This is a genomic window from Streptomyces marokkonensis, assembly GCF_008312835.1.
GTDB lineage: Bacteria > Actinomycetota > Actinomycetes > Streptomycetales > Streptomycetaceae > Streptomyces > Streptomyces marokkonensis_A.
In genome coordinates, this window is the sequence record NZ_VSKS01000015.1 from 107603 (window position 1) to 126839 (window position 19237).

General features: G+C 74.3%; 6 protein-coding genes. All 6 read right to left on the minus strand.

The window, feature by feature from the left end; genetic code table 11:
* A complete protein-coding gene (locus F1615_RS24350) occupies positions 1-12510 on the minus strand; it encodes an SDR family NAD(P)-dependent oxidoreductase (protein ID WP_149551206.1) in 12510 nt (4169 codons plus the stop codon).
* A gap of 65 nt (positions 12511-12575) precedes the next feature.
* Positions 12576-13439, minus strand: a complete 864-nt coding sequence (gene fabD, locus F1615_RS24355) for an ACP S-malonyltransferase (protein ID WP_208818393.1) — start codon at positions 13437-13439, stop codon at positions 12576-12578.
* Complete coding sequence (locus tag F1615_RS24360) at positions 13436-14857, minus strand: PfaD family polyunsaturated fatty acid/polyketide biosynthesis protein (RefSeq protein WP_149551207.1); 1422 nt, start codon at positions 14855-14857, stop codon at positions 13436-13438. Before F1615_RS24360 ends, fabD begins: the two co-directional genes overlap by 4 nt.
* Positions 14858-14964: 107 nt before the next feature.
* Entirely contained in the window at positions 14965-15477 is a 513-nt protein-coding gene (locus tag F1615_RS24365) for a hypothetical protein (protein WP_149551208.1), read from the minus strand.
* A 34-nt stretch (positions 15478-15511) separates the two neighbouring features.
* Positions 15512-16012, minus strand: a complete 501-nt coding sequence (locus tag F1615_RS24370; protein ID WP_149551209.1) for a hypothetical protein — start codon at positions 16010-16012, stop codon at positions 15512-15514.
* 261 nt (positions 16013-16273) lie between these two features.
* Entirely contained in the window at positions 16274-19123 is a 2850-nt protein-coding gene (locus F1615_RS24375) for an ATP-binding protein (RefSeq protein WP_149551210.1), read from the minus strand.
* Positions 19124-19237: the final 114 nt, after the last annotated feature.

Here is a 19237-nt window from a genome sequence, read left to right on the forward strand (position 1 = left end):
CTAGATCAGTTCCTCCAGCTCGAGCAGGGGACGGGGCTCAGGGCGCGGGGTGGCGTCCGGGCCGCGCTCGGCCCAATGGCGGCGGCGCCGGAACACAGGCGGCGGCAGGGGCGTACGTCGGGCCTTGCCGGTCTCCTCGGGGCCCACGGGCTCGCGGAGGACCACATGACAGTTGGTTCCGCCAAATCCGAACGCGCTCAGGCCGGCCCGGCGCACTCCGTGCCGGGGCCTCCAGGGCTCCAGGCGGTCCTGGATGCGCAGGGGTGACGTCTCGAAGGAGAAGCGCGGATTGGGGCGTTCGCAGTGCAGGGTGGGCGGAAGCTGCCGGTGCTGGAGGGACAGCACGATCTTCTGGAGACCGGCCATGCCCGCCGCCATCAGCAGGTGCCCCACGTTGGACTTGACGCTGCCCACGCCGCAGAACTGGAGTTCGTCGGTGGCCTCGGCGAAGACGCCCGTCAGTGCCCGCAGCTCCATCGGGTCACCGATCATGGTCCCGGTGCCGTGTGCCTCGACGTACGACACACTCGCCGGGTCCGCCCCGGCCCGGCGCAGCGCCTCACGGACGACCGCCTGCTGGGCGTCGGGGCTGGGCGTGGTCAGGCCCATGGTGCGACCGTCGTTGTTCATGGCCGTCGACTCGATCACGGCGAGGATCCGGTCACCGTCGGCGAGGGCGGCGGCCAGCGGCTTGACGAGGACGGCGCCGACACCCTCGCCGGGCACGAACCCGTTGGCGGACGCGTCGAAGACGTGGCACCTGCCGTCCGGCGACAGGGCACGGGCGGCACTGAGCGAGAGGTAGGGCGTCTCGTCGAGCAGCAGGTCGGCACCGCCCACGATCGCCATCTCGCACTCGCCGAGCTGCAGGGACTGCCGGGCGAGGTGGAGGCTGGACAGCGACGAGGAACAGGCGGTGTCCACGACGAGGTTGGGGCCGCGCAGATCGTGCAGGTGGGCGAGGTGGGCGGCGATGAAGTTCTGGTTCAGCCCGGTCGCGGTGTTGCGGCCGGGAACCGCGATGCGGGAGGCGTAGGTGCTGGTGCCGGAGCCGACGAAGACCCCGACCGCGCGGCCGTTCAGCTCCTCGCCCCGGTATCCGGCGTCCGCGACGGCCGTCTCGGCCGTCTCCAGGAAGAGCCGGATCAGGGGGTCGACGTGTGCGGCGTCCGCCTCGGGTATGCCGAAGTAGCCGGCGTCGAAGTCCTCGATGCCGTCGAGGTAGCCGCCCCACTTGCTGATGCTCATGCCGGGCGCGTACGCGGGCGAATAGCGTGAGGCCACGTCCCACCGGCTGCGCGGGACCTCGCGGATGCCGGACCGGCCATGACGCAGCAGGTCCCAGAAGGCCGCCGTGTCGGCGGCGCCGGGGAACCGGCCGGCCATGCCGATGACGGCCAGCGGGGTGCCCGGGCCGGACGCCGGGACGGCCACGCCCGCGGAGAGCGGCGAGGACGCCGGGCGGGGGCCGCCGGGCGGCCCGGAGCCGACGGGGTCCGCTCCGGAGGACGGCGGGGTGCCCGGCGCGTCCGCTGCCGCCGCGGCGCCGGCCGGGTCGCCGGTCGCGGTCGGCGCCGGCTGCTCCGCGGTGAGGTCCGCCGTCCAGCGGGCGACGCCTTCGTGATGGACGCGGGTCAGGTGGCGGGCAAGCCGTTCGACCGTGGGGTGCTCCAGGACGACGGACGGGTCGAGGGGAGCCCCGGCGGCCCTCTCCAGCCGGACGACGATGCTCGCGATGAGGATCGAGTCGACGCCGAGGTCGGCGAACGGCCGATCGCGAGGGATGCGGCTGCGGGCAGTGCCCAGCACCTCGGCCAGGACGGCCGTGACGTGGTCGGCGCAGCGGTCGACGAGACCGGCGTCGTCTTCGGCCGGCCGCTCGGTGCCGGGGCCCGCCGACGGTGCCGGTCCCGGAAGGACGGCCGGGCCGGGGGCCGGTGCGGCGGTGGCGGGGCTCCCGGTCCCGGCGGCCGTGGTGACGACGGCGGCCAGCGTGGCGTGCTCGCGTGCGGCCAGCGCGGCGTCCAGGAGCGCGAGTCCCTCTTCGGGGCTCATCGGGGCGAGCCCCAGTTCGGCGTAGCGGGGGGTGGTGACCCCGCCCATGCCGATGCCCGACCAGCTGCCCCAGGCGAGGGAGAGCCAGCGGGTCGCGCTGCCCCGGTGACGGGCGCGGGCCGCGGCGAACTCGGCGTAGTCGTCGAGGGCGGCGTTGGCGGCGGCGTAGTCACTGAGGCCGACGGCGAGCCGCGGCATCCGTGCCGAGACGGACGAGTACAGCACGACGAAGTCCGGCTCGTCGTTCCCGAGCGCCCGGTCGAGTGCGGCCAGGGCCGGTCCCTTGGGCTCCCACGTGAGGTCGAACTCGTGCGGGGCCTTGTGCACGAAGGCGGGAGTGGCGGACACGGCACCCGCGCAGTGCAGGACTCCCGCGGGTGTGCCGAAGGCGGTGCGCACCTCGTCGAGGAACCCGGCAAGCCGGTCCGGGGAGCCGTGGCCGACGAGGACCCGCGCCCCGGCCGCCTCCATGCGGCTGATCGCGTCCGTGCAGGTCTTCCACCAGGCGTCCGGGCCCGCGCGGTGCCAGTCCTCGCGGGGCGGCAGTGCCCGGCGTCCGGTGAGGGCCAGCCGCCGGGCTCCGCGCGCGACGAGCAGTTCGGCCGCGGCCAGGCCCAGGCCTCCGGTCCCGCCCGTGATCAGGTAGGGGCGGTCCTCCTGCACGGCGAAGGCACCGAGGCGTCCGGCGTGCCCGGCGGCCGGTGCCGCGACCGGCTCCAGCGCGCCCACCCGGCGCGACCCGAGGACGTAACGGATCTCGGCCGGTTCCGTCACCGCGCCCGCCGCGCGGTCGGCGGCGATCTCGGCGGCGGCCAGGGTCACGGGTCCGGGCACCCCCTCGGGCAGCGCGTCGTACTCGACGGTGACGGCCGTGACGGCGGCGTACTCCGCGCCCAGGGCGCGCACGCACCCGGCCATGCGTGCCGCGGTGAGGACGCCGTTCCCCCGGTCGGCGGAACGGGTCGCGGCCGTCGGCCGCACGTGGATCACGGTGACCGGGTGCTCCCGGGTCCGGGACAGCAGTTCCTGGAGCAGCGCCAGCCGGCCGGCGTGGCGCGGCGGGCCTTCCGCGGAGGCGAGGGCGTCGACCACGTCGACGACCACGTCGAACGGGCCGTGGGCGGCCAGTTTCTCCTTGGCCGCGCGCAGGGTCCCTTCCCGGTCGTCGAGGGCGGCCTCCACCGTGCGCGCGCACGGCAGCGGCAGGGGTGAGGGCTCCCGCAGAACGACGGGGTCGAGTCCGTCCAGGCCCGCCAGCTCCTCCGGCAGCCCGGGCCCGGCCTCCGCACCGGCCAGCACCAGGGCGACGAGGGGCCGGCCCTGCCGTGCACGGGTCACCGCGGGCGCGGGCGTCCAGGTCCGCGCGAGGAGCCGCGAGGACGCCGGAAGCGGCATGCCGGCGCCGGTGGCCGACGCGGCCCCGCCGGGCACCGGCGCCGGGGAGGTGCCCGGGCCGTACCGGACCGAATGGTCGAAGGGGCGGGCCGGGAAGGGCACTCGGCGCAGGTTCGGTTCGGACGGCCAGGAGACCTCCTCGCCCGCCGCCCAGCGGCGGGCCGACGCGTGCGGGCCCGTGCCGCCGTCGGCGGGCTCGGCGGCACCCGTGTACAGTCCCGGGGCGGTACCGCCGTCGAGGTAGGCGTCGAGCGCTGCCACGGCCTCGGAGCTGCCGGGAACGACGAGTGCCAGCCGGGCGGGCATCGGATCGCGGGCGATCCGTGAGGTGTGGGCCAGGTCGGCGAACGCGTGCCGTCCGCGCCGGAGTTCGCCGCGCAGCACCCGCGCGTGGGCGCGCAGCCGGCCCTCGTCGAGGGCTGACAGCACCAGAACGTGCTCGCGGCCGGCCGCGGACCTGGCGGGCTCCGCGACGGCGGGTACCGCTGTGGCGGGCGGCTCCTCCACCACCACATGGGCGTTGGCCCCGCCGAACCCGAAGGCGCTGATTCCGGCGCGCAGCGGCAGCGGTGATCCGGACCCGTCGACGGGCCGCCACGGCCGGGCCTCGCGCAGCACGCGGAACGGAGTGCCCTCGAGCCGCAGGTGCGGATTGGCGCGCTCCCCCACGGCGTTCGGCGGCAGCGTGCGGTGGGAGAGGGCCAGCAGCACCTTGAGCAGGCCGGCGATACCCGCCGCCGACTCCAGGTGCCCGATGTTCGCCTTGACGGCTCCCAGGTGACACCAGGGGCCGTCGGCCTCCTCGTCCGGACGGCTGAAGGCGGCGATCAGCCCCGCGATCTCGATGGGGTCGCCGAGCCGGGTGCCGGTGCCGTGCGTCTCGACGTAGGAGACGGTGCGCGGGTCGACTCCGGCCCTGTCGTACGCGGCGCCGATGACCTCGGCCTGCGCCTCGGGACGGGGCGCGGTCAGGGAGTGCGCCCGGCCGCCGTGGTTCACGGCACTGCCCCGGACGACGGCACGGATCGGGTCGCCGTCCGCCAGCGCCCGGTCGAGTGGCTTGAGGACAACCACGCCCACGCCCTCGCCGCGTACGAAACCGTCGGCCCGTTCGTCGAAGGTCCAGCACCGGCCGGTCGGCGAGAGCATGCCGGCCTGGCCGAGCGAGTCGAACCAGGCCGGGGAGAACAGGGCGTTCACGCCGCCGGTGACGGCCAGGTCGCACTCCCCCGCCTCGAGGGCGCCGAGTGCCCGGTGCAGCGCGGTCAGGGAACTCGAGCAGGCGGTGTCGACGACCTCGCTGGGCCCGCGCAGGTCCAGCAGGTACGACAGACGGTTGGCGATGACGCTCTGCACGTGTCCCGTGATGCTGTGGGCGGCGACCTCCTCCCCCGCTCTGCCGAGCAGTTCGGAGTAGTCGGACAGAGTCGCCCCGACGAAGACCCCGGTACGGCTGCCGGCGAGAGACGAGGGGCGCAGCGCGGCGTCCTCGACGGCGTGCCACGCGGCTTCCAGGAACAGCCGCTGCTGGGGGTCCATCAGCCGTGCCTCGCGGGGTGAGACCGCGAAGAACTCCGCGTCGAAGCCGAGGACGTCGTCGAGGAACCCGCCGGCCGGCACGGTGGCGCCGAAGCGTTCCACCGGCCCGGGGACGACGAGGTCGCGGCCCTCGATCAGGTGGGTCCAGTAGGTGTCGAGGTCCGGCGACCCCGGCAGACGGCCCGCCATGCCGATGACGGCGACCGCGGGCGCCGTGCCGTGCTTCCCGCGGCCGTGGGCCGCCGCGCGGGTGCCGCCCACGGCGGCAGCGGGTGCGGCGGGTCCGGCCGGCGCGGTGGGACGTACGGCCGGTGCCGTCGGCGCGGCCGGTGCCGCGAGCGCGGGTACGGCACGGTCGAGCAGCGCCGAGGTCAGCGCGTCGATGGTCGAGTGCTGGTAGAACACCACCGGGGTGAGCGCCAGCCCGAGCCGGTCGTTGAGACGGTTGGCGAAGTCCGTGAACAGCAGGGAGTTGAAACCGTAGTCGCCGAACTCGGTGTTCGCGCCGATCTGTTCGGCCGGGATCTTCACCAGGCCGGCGGCCTCCTCCCGCAGCAGGTCGCGCAGCTGGGCCCGATCGCCGTCAGGCGTCGCCGCGACGGGGGTGCCGCCGTCCGGTCGCGGTGCTGCCGGGTGGCCACCGAGCGCGGCGCCGATCTTCTCCTGGTCGCCGGAACCGACGAAGACACGGGGGTGGCCGAGGACGAGCGCGTCCTCCAGGGCGGCCATCGCGGCCGGGGTGTCGATCGGAGCGAGCCCCAGCGTGGTCTCCGTCAGACGGCGCACGGCGGACGGCATCTCCATCCCCCCGTCGCTCCACAGCGGCCAGGCCACGGACACCGACCGGCCGGACCGCGCTCCCCGCTCCACCAGGGACGCGCGGTGCTCCGCGAACGCGTCGAGGAAGCGGTTGGCGGCGCAGTACGACGTCTGCCCGGCGTTGCCGAGGGTTCCGACGAACGACGACATCAGCAGGAAGAAGTCGAGCGGATCGTCGGCGGTGGCCTCGTCCAGGGCGAGGCAGCCCCAGGTCTTCGGTGCCAGCACGCCGCGCACCTCGTCCGGGGTGCGGGTGCGGGCGGCACCGTCGTTGAGGACGCCGGCGGCGTGGAACACGCCGTTGACCGGTCCGTACGCCTCTCTGGCGGCCGACAGCGCCTCGGCGAGGGCGTCAGGGTCCGTCACGTCGGCGCGCGCCCACCGCACGCCGTCGGGCACGGCGTCCGGAGCGGAGCGGCTCACCCAGGTCACCCGGGCCTCCCACTGCGCGACCAGGTGCGCGGTGATCAGACGCCCCACTCCCCCGCCGCCTCCGGTGACGAGGTAGTGCCCGCCCCTGCGGAGGGGCGGCGTCCGTCCGGCGGGGTCCGCGGCCCCGGACCAGGCCCGTACGAGGTGGCCGGGACCGTCGGTCCTGATCTCCGGCGCGCCCGTGGCGGCGAGGGACAGGACGTGCGGCAGTGCGGGTTCGCCGGCACCGGTCTCGATGCGCACCGACCGGAAGCCGGGCACCTCCTGCTCCAGGGCCCGCCCGAAGCCGGTGACCAGGGCCGTCGCGGGATCGTCCCGGTCGGGCCGGGCCAGGGTGACATAAGTGAGGGGCCGGCCTTCGTGGGCGAGGGCCGTGAGGGCGTCGAGTGTGTCCGCCGCCTCCCGCAGCCGCGCGGCCGGGTCTTCGGCGGCGCGGTCCAGGCCGCGGCGGTCGACGACGATCGTGTGGCGGTCACCGCCGGCCGGTCCGGGCACGTCGTCCGGACGCTCCACCCGGTGGTCCGCGTCCTCGGACCAGCCGGGAGCGCCGCCGACGACGATCACCCTGGCGTCCTGCCGGGGTACCGCCGCGGATGCCGGGACCCAGCCGGGGACATGCAGTGCGGCGCGCCGGACCGGGCCGGCCGGGGCCGGCCGCGTGACCGGACGGGGCGCGGTTCCGGGCCGGGGCAGCCAGTGCCGTGTGCGGGCGAACGGATAACCGGGCAGCGGCACCCGCCGGGCGCCGGCCGACGGCAGGACCCGAGGCCAGTCCAGCCGGGCGCCGCGGCACCAGAGCCGGGCGAGCTTGTCCAGTTCGCCGCGGTCGGCGAGGGCCCGCAGGACATCGGTGGTGTCGGGGGCGCCGTCGAAGACGTCGTCGAGACGGTTCCCGTCGTCGAGCCGGCCCAGCGTCGCACCGGTGGTCTCCCGTACCGCCGCCCGCAGGTCCCCGCCCGGCCCGGCGAGCCGTTCCAGACGGTCCGCCAGTTCGTCGAGACCGGTGACCACGAGGGCCAGACGGGTGTCGAAGTGCTCGCGCCCCTGCCGCAGGGTGAACGCCACGTCCGTCAGGCGCAGTTCGGGTCCTGCGGTGCGCAGCCGGGTGGCCAGCCGGGCGCAGGTGCGGCGCAGCCCTTGTTCGTCGCGCGCGGACAGGACGACGAGTTCGGACCCGGCGAACGCCGGGACGGCCGGCGACCGGGAGGGCGGCGCCTCCTCGACGACGAGGTGGACGTTCACGCCTCCCGCGCCGAAGGAGCTGAGAGCGGCACGCCGCGGGGCGCCGTCGCGGGTGACCGGCCACGCCTCCGTGGACTGCTGGACGCGGAAGGGGGTGGCCGTGAAGTCGATGTCGGGGTTGAGGTGGCGCGCGTGCAGGGAGGGGACCAGAGTGCGGTGCCGCAGTTGCAGGAGCACCTTGGTCAGTCCGGCGAGGGCGGCCGCCGCCTCGGTGTGGCCGATGTTTCCCTTCACGCTGCCGACGGGGATCGGCGCGGGGGGACGGGCACCGGCGTACGCCCGGCCCAGGCCCCGGATCTCGATGGGGTCCCCCAGCGGAGTGCCCGTTCCGTGGGCCTCGACGTAGCCGATGGCGGACGGATCGGTGCCCGCCCGGCGCAGGGTCCCCTCGACGAGGTCGGCCTGCGCCTGCGGGCTGGGGACCGTGAAGCCGTTCGTGCGTCCGTCGCTGTTGGCTCCGATCGCCCTGATCACTCCGTAGACGTGGTCACCGTCGGCGAGCGCGTCGCGCAGCGGCCGCAGCAGCACGGCGCCGACGCCCTCGCTGGTCACCATGCCGTCCGCGCCGGCACCGAAGGGCCTGCACCGGCCGGACCGGGAGATCATGCCGAGCTGCGCGTACTGGATGCGCCGTGCGGGGTGCAGGATGAGGTTGACTCCGCCGGCGAGGGCGGCCGAGACGGTCCCGGCGCGGATCGCGTCGCAGGCGAGCTGGAGGGCGACGCCGGATCCGGAGCAGGCCGTGTCGACCGCGATGCTGGGTCCGGTGAAGTCCATGAAGTACGAGACCCGGTTGGCGATCTGGTAGAGGTCGCTGTTCGGGTACCGGCTGTCGCCGTCCAGGGCCGCGTTGGCGCTCAGCACGGCGTAGTCCGGCCCCATCGAGGCGACGTAGACGCCGACGTCTCGGCCCAGGTCCGCGGGGGTGTGTCCGGCGTCCTCCACGGCGTGGTAGGCGGTCTGGAGGAAGAGACGCTGCTGCGGGTCCATCGTCTCGGCCTCGCTGGGGGCGAGCTGGAAGAACAGGGCGTCGAACTCGTCGACGCCGTCGATGAGTCCGCCGGAAGAGCTGTAGGTACGGGCGGGGCCACCGCGCGGGTCGACGACGTCCCGGCGCTCCCAGCGGACGGCGACGTCGCTGAGCGACTCGGTGCCCGCCTTCAGGTTCTCCCAGAACTGGGCGATGTCGTCCGCTCCGGGGTAGCGGCCCGCGATGCCGACGACGGCGATGCCGTCGTCGGACGGGGTGGCGGCGCCGTGGGCCCGGGCCGGCGCGTCGGCCCGCGCGTGGGACGGTTCCGCCGCGGGCGCGGGGAGTGCGGTGGGCGCCGCCGCGCGCCCGGTGGCCGAGGGGGCCAGGGAGCGGGCGACGGATCCGAGCGTGCGGTGCTCGAAGAACAGCGTCTTCGGCAGCCGCCCGAAGTCCTGCTCCAGGGCGACGGTGGCATCGACGATCTCGAGGGACTCCAGTCGCAGGGACTCCAGGGTGGTGTCCGGGGCGAGTTCGGCCGGGGACATCCGCTTGACCCGGGCCACCACCGCCCGCACGGCCTCGAACGGATCGGGAGCGCCCGGTGTGTGGTCGTCCGGGCCGGCAGGGGGCGCGGCGGACGCTTCATCGGCGGACGGCTCACCCGTGACCGCGTGGTGGAGTGCCGCCGCGTCGGTCAGTCCGGTCGCCAGGAGAGCCAGTGCGGCACGCCGGGCGGCGTCCCCGGCACGGTCGCCGCCGGAGGGCGCGGTGCGGCCCTTCACCTCGGTGTCCTCGCGTTCCGGCGCGTCGTCGGGCCGGAACACCAGCCCGGCCAGGCGGTCGAGCGGCGCCCGGTGCAGCCATGTCCCGTCCGCTCCGGGCTGCTGGTCCTCGGCCTCCCCCATGGCCGCCCGGAAGAAGGCGCGGGCGGGCGCGTTACGGTCGGTCGCGCGGTGCCGTGCGGTCAGCACCGCGGGGCCCGACTCGGTGGTGACGGCCCGGGCGACGGCGGACAGGAACGCGTGCTCCACACCGCGTCCGAGGACCCGGCAGCTCAGCAGGAAGGTGTCGAGCACGACCCCCTCGCCCGCTTCCCGGGTGACCGCGGCGCCGACGAGTCCGTAGTCACCGAAGCGGTCGGCGGCCTCGGCCACCCAGCACCGCGCGCCTGCGGCGAGCAGGGCGCGGAGTTCCGCCTCGGTCCTGCGCAGCGGGGCGAGGTTGAACTGGTTGGTGCGCTGGGTGAGCTGGGCGACGCGGGCCAGCTGGCCGTCGCGGGCCTCGTGGACGTCGACGCGCAGGCCGAGTCCCTCGATGAAGCCGGACAGCGACGGCGCCGCCTCACGGGCTTCCTCCCGGTGCCGCGCCGCACGGTACATCTCCGTGCGCCGGCGGTCCTCCTCGGTCACCTCGGTCCGGTCGAAGGCCCACAACCGGCCGAGGAAGGCGTCCCAGTCGGTTTCGGCCTCAGGCATGCGCAGCGCGAGGACCTGAGGCGTCGCCGCGCGGACGGCGGCCACCTCGACCGGGTTGTCGTCGAGGAAGACGAACGAGTCGAGGCCGACGCCGAGTTCACGGGCGAGCGCCTCGATGTTGGCGGCCTTGGTGTTCCAGTCGACGCGGCGGGCCGCGATGTGCCCGGGCCTCAGCGGCATCTCCGGGCGCAGCCGGAACACCTCGTCGACGTCCTCCGCGGCGTTCTTGCTGGCCAGGCAGACGAGTACGCCTTCGTCGTGCCGGCGCACGGCCCACTCCTGGAGGCGGCGGTGGGCTTCTCCCAGCTCGACCCCGAGCGGGCCGTCCTCCGCGCACACTCCGCGCCACAGGGTGTTGTCGCAGTCGAGGACGAGCACCTTGTACGGGCGGGCGAGCAACGCGTGCACGCCGCGGACCACCGCGGTGCCCAGGGCGGTGCACGCCTCGGGTGTGTAGGGGATGTGCGCGTGCTCGTCCCGTGCGGCGTCGTGGTGGTCGGGCACCCAGTGGCCGTCGCCGCGGTCCGACAGCCGGGTCACGTGCACTCCACCGACCCCGTCCAGCGCGTGCAGCAGCCGTTCCCCGAGGGCTTCGACGGCCGTTCCACGGCGGGCGAGAGCCGGGGGCGAGGCCGGGCACAGGGCGACGAGCAGCGGCACGGACAGGCGCGCCGCGGCCGTGCGCGCCGCGGCGCAGAACTCGTCGACGGTGCGTTCGCCCTCGGGCCCTTCCGGCCAGTCCTCGACGCGTACGAGGACCACGTTGCAGCCGCTCCGGTTGGCCGCGAACACGCCGGAGGGGTCGAGGAGTTCCTGGAACACCTGGCCGTACGCGGCCGGCCTCACGGCCAGGTCGAGGCCCAGCCGCTCGCACCAGTGGGCCAGCGAGGGGTGGAGCGGGTCCGTGGTGAAGGTGGCCGCCACCACGAGGCTGCCCGTCGGCTCTCCCGCCCGGGCGGCCCGCGCGCCGGTTCCGCCCGTCTCCACACGGCCGGGCTCGTCCTCCGCGTCCGGCGCATCCGGCGACTGCGGCCCGTGTGCCACGCCCGTTGCGCCAGGCTCCGTGAAGTCGGACAGCACCCGGGTCGTTCCCGCGGCGACTCCGGCGACGATGCCGCGGGTGACGGCGGCGGCCACGGGTTCGACGTCGAGGGCGGTGTCGTCGGCCACGCTGTCGGCGAAGGTGGTGGCCAGCCGAGGTGGCCGGACGATCAGCGCCGCAAGGCCGGAGCCGTCGGCGACAGCGGCTTCCGTGAGACCTTCCACCGCTCGTTTCGCCGCCGTGTAGTGGGACAGGCCGCGGTGCGGAGTGTGCGCGTAGGCCGAGGAGACGGCGACGACCAGACCGCCGGCGGCCAGGTGACCGGTGAACGCGGCGAGGGGCGCCTGGGTCAGGCGTATCGCCTCCGCCACGTGCTCACCGGAGCGTGCGACCGTGTCCGGATGCACGTCCATCGGGCGGGCGGGCGGCCCGGCGTTGAGGATCACCAGGTCGGCGGGTCCGCTCCGGTCGTGGACGGCCCGCCGCAGCTCGGTGCACCAGGCGGGGTCCCCCACGTCTCCGCGGTGCAGGTGGACGCGGCCGCCGTCCGGGCCGAGCGCGGCGACGAGCGCCTCCGCCTCGGCCGCGCTGTCGCGGTAGGCCACGTGGACGGCGGCTCCGGCCAGGGCCAGGGCCTGGACGAGTGCGGCACCGAGTCCGCGGCTGCCGCCGCACACCACGGCCGTCCGGCCTTCCAGCGGCCGGACGCCGGTGCGGTCCTGCCCGAGCAGAAGTCGCAGACGGTCCGGGTCGGGTGCCCTGGCCCCGCGCCGGGCGAAGGCGCGGACCTCGACACGTGCCGCGGTGTGCCCGGCCGTCACGTCACCGGTCAGCCGCACCGAGCGGTAGCGCGGGTCGACGTCGACGAGCACCGCCCGCGCGGCGAACGCCCGCCTCGCGGGGCGCGGTTCGAAGTCGGCGTCGATCCCGGCGACCAGGGCGGCGCGGCCGGGTGCCTCCATCCCGGCGAGCTGGCTCGCCCAGGCCAGCACGGCCGCGTGCTCCACGCCGACCCCCCGGCCTGCGAGACCCCGGTCGTCGACGAAGCGGCCCAGCGCCGGCCAGTCGGGGCGGTAGCGGACGCCCAGCTCCGTACCGGCCGCCAGCGCGTCCGGCGTGAGGTCCGCGGCCTCGACGGCGAACCGTCGCCGCGCGGATCTGGCCGGCGCCGCGTGCACGGCTCCCTGCCCGTACCGGACCTCGATCTCGGCCAGGACGCGCCGGCCGTCGAGGACCCGCACGGTGCCGGCGGAGCCGTCCGGGTCGCCGTGCGCCTCCCATCGGTAGACCTGGTCCGGGTAGACGGGTCCGGCGAACCGCGCGCGCAGCCGTACCAGGCTCGACCCCGACGGGACGGGGCGCAGGGCCAGTGCCTGGAGCACGCACAGTGCCCCGTGGGCGACCGGCTGCCCGAAGGGTGTCCGACGGGCATAGGCCTCGTCCACGTGCAACGGGCTCCTGTCTCCGCCGGCCTCCGCGAAGGCCGTGACATCAGCTCGTGTGACGCGGAAGTCACCCGTGACAACGTTGGGCTTCATGCGCCGTTGTTCCTCCAGTCCGCTTCTCGGCACCGCCTGCGTCGGGTCCTCGACCCCGCGGTCCGTCAGTTGCGCGCCGCCGCGGCCTCCGCCGCGCGAATACGTCCGGTCAGGCCGGTGAGCACGTTGCCCGGGCCGATCTCACGCAGATCGGAGGCGGGCTGTGCGAGCAGGTGGCGTACGGTCTCGGTCCACCGGACGGGCGACCACAGCTGTCGGCAGAGCAGCTCGGGTACGTCGCCGTCGCCGTAGGGCCGGGCGGTCGTGTTGGCGATGACGGGGATCTTCAGCCGCCCGAACACGTATCCCCCGAGGAACCGCGCGAAGCGTTCGGCCGCCGGGCGCATGTGCCGCGAGTGGAAGGCCCCGCTCACGGCGAGCGGGACGACCGCGCTCGCCCGCTCCGACAGCGGCTTCGAGACCTCGCGCACGTCCTCGGGCGTCCCCGAGACGACGATCTGGTCGGGGGCGTTCAGATTCGCGATGTCGACGTCCCGGTTCTCCGCGGCCAGGACGTCCCGCACCGCGTCCTCGGCCAGGCCGATCACCGCCGCCATGGCGCCCGGCCCGGCGTCGGCCATGAGTTCCGCACGCCGCGCGACGATCTCCAGGCCGGTGCGGAAGTCGAAGGCCCCCGCGGCGAACAGCGCGGCGTACTCCCCGAGGCTGTGACCTGCCACCACGTCGGGGATGACGCCCGTGCGGCGCACCGAGTCCAGGTAGGCGAGGGTGTCGACGACGTACACGGCGGGCTGGGTGAAGCGGGTGTCCGACAGGCGTTCCGCCGGACCGTTCAGACACAGGTCGGAGATCGAGTAGCCGAGCGCGGCGTCCGCCTGGCGGACCAGGTTGGGGTACGACGCCAGCAGTTCGGCTCCCATGCCGACCCGTTGGGACCCCTGTCCGGCGAAGAGGTGGGCTACGGTCACGAACGGCTCCCGGGGGGTGTGGCGGTGGTCAGGCGTACCAGCCGCTGCGTGAGGACGTCCGCCGCGCCCCGCATCAGCAGGTCGGCCAGCTCGTCGACGTGGCGTGCCCGCCAGTGCTCCTGCGGCGTGCCGCGCAGACGGGAGTTGAGGGCGCCGAGCGCGGGGCCGCAGTTGATCTGGTAGTCGACCTGGTGTTCCTCGGAACCGCTCATGGCGAGCCGGATCGACTGGACGAAGTAGGCCTTGAAGATCAGCAGCATCTTGTGCTTGGGATCCTGCTCCGCGCGGTGCAGCGACGCGGGATTGGCCTGCGCGTAGTAGGCGCGGGTCTCTTCCCACACCTGGTCGAAGGTCCGGCGGAAGTAGCGGCGCTGGAGCTGCTCGGCGGTGCGTTCGTCGAGGTCCTCGATCGAGTCGTGGCGGCGGTACAGCTCGTAGAGCCTGTTGGCGCGCGCCGGGTAGAACAGGCCGCGGCGCAGTACCTGGGCGCGGGCGCCGGTTTCCAGCATGTCGCCGGCCGGGACGACGGCCATGTCGTGCACCTCGGCCTGCTGGAGCATGTCCTTCACGCGCTCGCTGGTACCGCACTCGGCGGTGCACTGGTTGATGCTGCCGGTGAGCACGAAGTCGGCGCCCAGGACGAACGCGGCCGCCACGGCCTCGGGTACTCCCAGTCCGCCCGCCGCCCCGACCCGGACCCGCGCGGCCGCGGGGAACCGTGCGGCGGCCCGGTCCCGCTGGTGCACCATGTCGGGCAGCAGGACCACCAGTTGGCGCTGGTCGGTGTGGCCGCCGGAGTCGGCCTCGGCGCACAGGTCGTCGGCGAGGGTGATCCGCTCCGCGAGTGCGGCCTCCTCGGCGGTGACGGCACCGTCCGCCAGCAGGGCGTCGACGAGGTGGCGCGGCGGGGGTTCGAGGAAGTGCTGCGCCACCTCGGGCCGCGACACCTTGGCCATGACCCGGTGCGGAATGCGGACGGAGCCGTCGGGTGCCGTGCTCAGGCCGCTGACCCGGTACTGGACCAGGGGCCGGGTCGGGACGATGAACGAGGCCGCCTCGACCCGGGGGACCCGGTGCCGCAGAAACAGCTCCACCTGTTCCTGCTCCTTGGCGGGGTTCTCGTGCGACGCCAGCAGGTTGACCCCCCACGGGCCGTCACCGATCTCCCGCTCGAAGCGCCGGACGGCGGCGACGACCCGGTCGGCGCGCAGGCCTCCCGCCCCGAAGTAGGCCAGCAGGCCGGCCCGGCCCATCCGGACGACCAGTTCCTCGGACGCCACCGCCTTGTACATCGAGCCGGCGGCGTACGCGTAGCGCACACCGTGACCGGTGCGGAACGACGCGCTGCCGAGGTCCTCCGCGCCGATGCGGCCGGTTTCCCCGGCCGTCCGGTCGGCCCGCACGAGCGATGTGGTCATCTGTGCCCCGTCCTGTACGTGCCGTGGTGGGCCGCTTGTGGTGTGCGGCCCCGGTGTCCGGGCCCCGCGGCCGGGCCGGTTCTCGCCGGCTCCGGCGAAAGACCGGGTCAGCCGGCGGTGCCGGCCTTGCGCTGCTCGTAGCGCTCGAGGATGGCGGGCATCTCGGCGCTGACGAAGCCGAGGAAACGCTCCATGTTGGCCAGCCGCTTCAGGCGCTCCTCGGGCAGGTTCTCGGACCTGAGGGCGGCGAGCCCGTCGGCGGCGACGCGGTGGAAGTCGGGGAACTCGGAGAAGATGCCCCGGACCTTCGGGCCCCAGCTGTTCTCACGCAGCCGGATCGTGTAGTTCTCCTGCAGTGATCCCGTGCGCTCGAAGACGCTGACCGGGTCGTTCTCCGGGGTCAGCTGGTCGACGATGCGGTCGATCGCGGCACGGGGGACGCCGAGTGCCTTCTCGATGTCGGCGGCGGTCTGCTCCGGCGGGTCGCAGATCATCATGAAGCCGACGACCCGTCCGCGGTCGTGGGGCATTCCGTCGTTCTCGAAGTAGTACTGGGCGACCTTCTCGACGAAGGCGTGTTCGCCCTCGGACAGGGTGGTGGGAGCGGTCTGCTCGGTCATGGTGCGCTCTCCTCGGGGTGTGTCCGGCGGGCGGTCAGACGGCGGTGGTGCGGCGGTGCTCCTCCCAGCGCCTGGACATGTCCGCCAGGTCGCCGACGATGTGCCCGAAGAGTTCCTCGATCTCCGCGATCCGCTTGCGCCGGGAGTCATCGGCGTCGGCGAGGACTTCGAGGCCGAACTGGAAGATCCGGTGGTACTCGGGCCAGCTGGCGAAGGTGTCGGAGACCGCCTTGGGGTAGCCGTCGTCGACCAGCCGGTAGCGGGTCTCCTCGCCGGGCGTCTCGATGCGCCGGTACAGACCGGCGAGCGTCAACTGCTCGATGAGCTGCTCGATGTCCTCCGGGGCGGCGTCCACCGCGGCGCATATCTGGGGCAGCGTCTGCTCGATCGGGTCACTGATGATCATCCATGCCATGACCCGGCCCTTCTCCCAGGTCACACCGTGCGCCTCGTGGTAGTGCCGCGCCACTTCGTCCACGAACGTCCGTTCGGCACTGGTCAGGGTGGCGTAGCTCTTGTCCGTTGTGCTGGTCACGGTCCCGCCCTTCGATTCGGCTGGTGGCCGGCCCCGGCGGGCGGTCAGGAAGGTGCTCGCCCGGTGGGACCGGCGGCAAGCCTGGTGTACGGGAGCCCGTGCGCGCCCCCGGAACTCCCCCAGCAGCGACCCCAGTCCGGGGTGGCCGGAGACCGTTGACGTGCGCGCGGGCCCGGGTGCGGCTGACGCGGGCCCGGGTACGGCGACGGGCGCCCCCTTGAAGGAGGCGCCCGTGGTGGCGCGGGACGGACCGTCGGCGGTTCAGGCGGGATTGCAGATGCCGTCACCGCGCGGCGACGGGCCGACGGTCAGGGCGCGGGAGAGTTCGCCCCGTTTCGCGATCCCCAGCTTCGCGTAGGCCTGGCTGAGATGCCATTCCACCGTCTTGACGGTGACGAACAACGCCTGCGAGATCTCCCGGTTGCTGAGCCCGGCAGCCGCCTTGTGCGCCACTCGCTCCTCCGCGGGCGTCAGCGGCGCACTCTGCTGCTGTCCGCTCCTGATCTGCCGCACGCCGGCGAGGCGGAGTTCGGCGGAGGCGGTGGCCTCCAGCACGGACGCGCCGATGCCGTGCGCCAGGTCCATGCCCTCCTTGAGACGTCGCCGGGCGGCACCGCGCCGCCCCTGACGCCGCAGTGTCGCGCCGAGCGCGACGAGTACGCGCGCCCGCTCCAGCCGGTAGGACGTGGGCAGGAGGAGGCGATCGGCGTGTTCCAGCATGTCGAGGCCTTCCTCTCCCCCGACGATCTCGCCCTGGGTGCGCAGAGCGGCGGCCAGCGGCCGGGCGGCTCCGAAGGCCCGGGCGCGTTCGGTGACGTCGACGGCGAGCTTGCGGGCCGCTCGTGGACCGGTGGTGATGGAGAGGGCTTTGGTGGCGTCCGACAGGTAGTCGCAGAAGGCGGACGGATACAGCCAGCCCTCCTGGCCCGCCTGCTCCCGGCACTCGGCCAGCTCGCGCAGTCCGGCCTCGAAGCGGTCCTGGCAGATGCTCAGGCGAGCGCGCGCGATCCGCAGCGGCACGGAGAGGGCCGTCTGCGGCAGGGCACCGGTCAGGCCGTTGGCGCGCAGCATCTCCTCCGCCTCCCGCGGACGGCCCGTCTCCACGAGGCAGTGGGTGAGGACCGCGGCGGCCAGCGGTACGCACGCGAGCATCAGCGAACGCTCGTCCTGCTGCCGCAGCAGCTGTCGCGCGGCCTCCTCGGCCTCCGTCAGCCGCCCGGTGTCCAGCAGTACCCCGCCGAGCACGCTCCACGCGGTGGCCGAAGCCAGCAACTGCCCCGCGTCGAAGGCCTTGTGCGCGGCGTCCCGCAGGACGCGCTCCGCCGGTTCGGCGCCGTCGCACTGGTTCAGGGCCCACGCCGCGACCACGGCGTCCGTCAGTTCGGTGTCCTCCTCGCACGGCGGTGTGCCGTCGGCGAGTGCCGCGGCCGCCAGCCGGGCCACGCGGTGGGACGGATGCCCGCGCGACAGCGCCTCTATGGCCGCGTGGGACCGCGGCACGGTGACGGCGATCCGCGGAACGGCCCCGCGGTGCCCCGGAGTGATGCGGGCCACCACTGCCGCGGCGGTGCGGGCGGTCCTCTCCGTGGACCGGGTGAGGGCGGGATCCGGGCCCGTGGTGCCCGCCTTCGCCAGCAGGGCGATCGCCTCCTGGTAGCGGGCGGACGCGGTCAGCGCCAGCCCGAGTTCGAGGCGGAGGCGGCTTCTGACGACCGAGTCGTGTGTGCGGCGCAGCGCCTCGCGGAGGTGCTCGATCGCCGAGACCTGCCGGGCCCGCAACTCCGCCGATCCCAGCTGCCCCAGTATCCAGGGGTCGCGTTCGGCGGCGAAGTCGGCCAGGGCGCGGCGCAGGTACCGGGTCGCCTTCGCCGCCTCGGCCCGGCGCATCACCTCGACCGCGGCGGCCCGCAGGGTCCTGACCGTCCAGGGGTCACGGCCGGGCTCGGTGCGGCACAGGTGCTCGGCGACCGTGCTCAGATCGGCACCCGCGGCGTGCAGCGAGCGGGCGGACCGGCCGTGGCTGTCATTGCGGGCCTGGGAGGACATCCGGGTGTACACGATCTGCCGCACGACGGGGCGCCGGAAGGCGTACGGCACCCCGGGCTCGAGGATGTCGGCCGCGCGCAGGGCGTCCGCCGCCAGCAGCACGTCGTCGTTGTCCAGCGCGGCCACCGCCGCGCAGTGGCCGGGATCGGCGTCGCCACCGAGTACGGCCACCGCGTCGGCGAGGGACCGCGCGGACGGCGGCAGGCGGTGCAGAAGGCGCGTCACCTCCTTGGCGATACGCGCGGGGGTGAGGCCCGGGACCGCGTCGGCGGCGGACTGCTCCGGTGCGATGCCGCGCCGGCTCATCTCGTCGAGCAGTTCCATGAGATGCAGCGGATTTCCGTCACTGGCGGCGAGGCAGGCGGCCGTCACGTCGTCGTGCGGGGGGCCGCCGAGCCGCACGGTGATCGCTTCGCGTACCGCTTCCCTGCCGAGCGGTTCGAGAACCGTGTGGCGGGCGAGCGGGGACCGGCTGACGGAGAGGAGCAGTTCCTGCGCCGCGGCGGGCCCGTCGGGCTCGTGGGTGAGCACGAGCAGGACGCCACTGCCCTCCAGGCGGTTGACCAGGTAGTTGACGAACCTCAAGGAGGCGGTGTCGGCGTGGTGGGCGTCGTCGATGAGCAGCATGACGGGGGCGGCCGACGAGAGGTTCTTGCACAGCCAGTAGAGGCCGTGCAGGACGCGGTAGAGTCCGGCGTCCCCCTGTGGCGGTCCGCTGATCCGTTCCGGGTCGGCGTAGTCGAAGATGGTGCCGGCGAGCGCGGCCGGTCCGGCGAGCAGTTCGTCGCAGGGCGTACGGTCCCCGGGGTTGAGGCAGTGCTCGAAGAGCTGACGCACCACCACCCAGGAGAAGCCCCGCTCCAGTTCTCCCGCCCGGGCGTGGAGCACCTGTAACTCGGACTTCCTCGCCTCCTGGCGCGCCGCGCCGAGCAGACTGGTCTTGCCCACGCCGTGACTTCCCTCGAACATGATGACCGCGCCGTCGCCGCCCTGCGCCTGGCGCACACCGGCCCGAACGAGGTCCACTTCACGATCACGTTGCAGAAGCAGTGAATCCTGCCGCATGTACCGCACCCCTTGATGGAAAGTCGAAGAGACCGGAAATATTCCAGGAAAGGGAAAGCGCAAAAGAATCGTGCGCCTTTTGGATATGCGGCTCCACTATTCCAATCTTGGCAT

Excerpts from the sequence above, each read along its gene's own strand:
- F1615_RS24375 (WP_149551210.1), bottom strand. The coding sequence starts at position 19,123 with ATGCGGCAGGATTCACTGCTTCTGCAACGTGATCGTGAAGTGGACCTC.
- F1615_RS24360 (WP_149551207.1), bottom strand. The coding sequence starts at position 14,857 with ATGACCACATCGCTCGTGCGGGCCGACCGGACGGCCGGGGAAACCGGC.
- F1615_RS24365 (WP_149551208.1), bottom strand. The coding sequence starts at position 15,477 with ATGACCGAGCAGACCGCTCCCACCACCCTGTCCGAGGGCGAACACGCC.
- F1615_RS24350 (WP_149551206.1), bottom strand. The coding sequence starts at position 12,510 with ATGAAGCCCAACGTTGTCACGGGTGACTTCCGCGTCACACGAGCTGAT.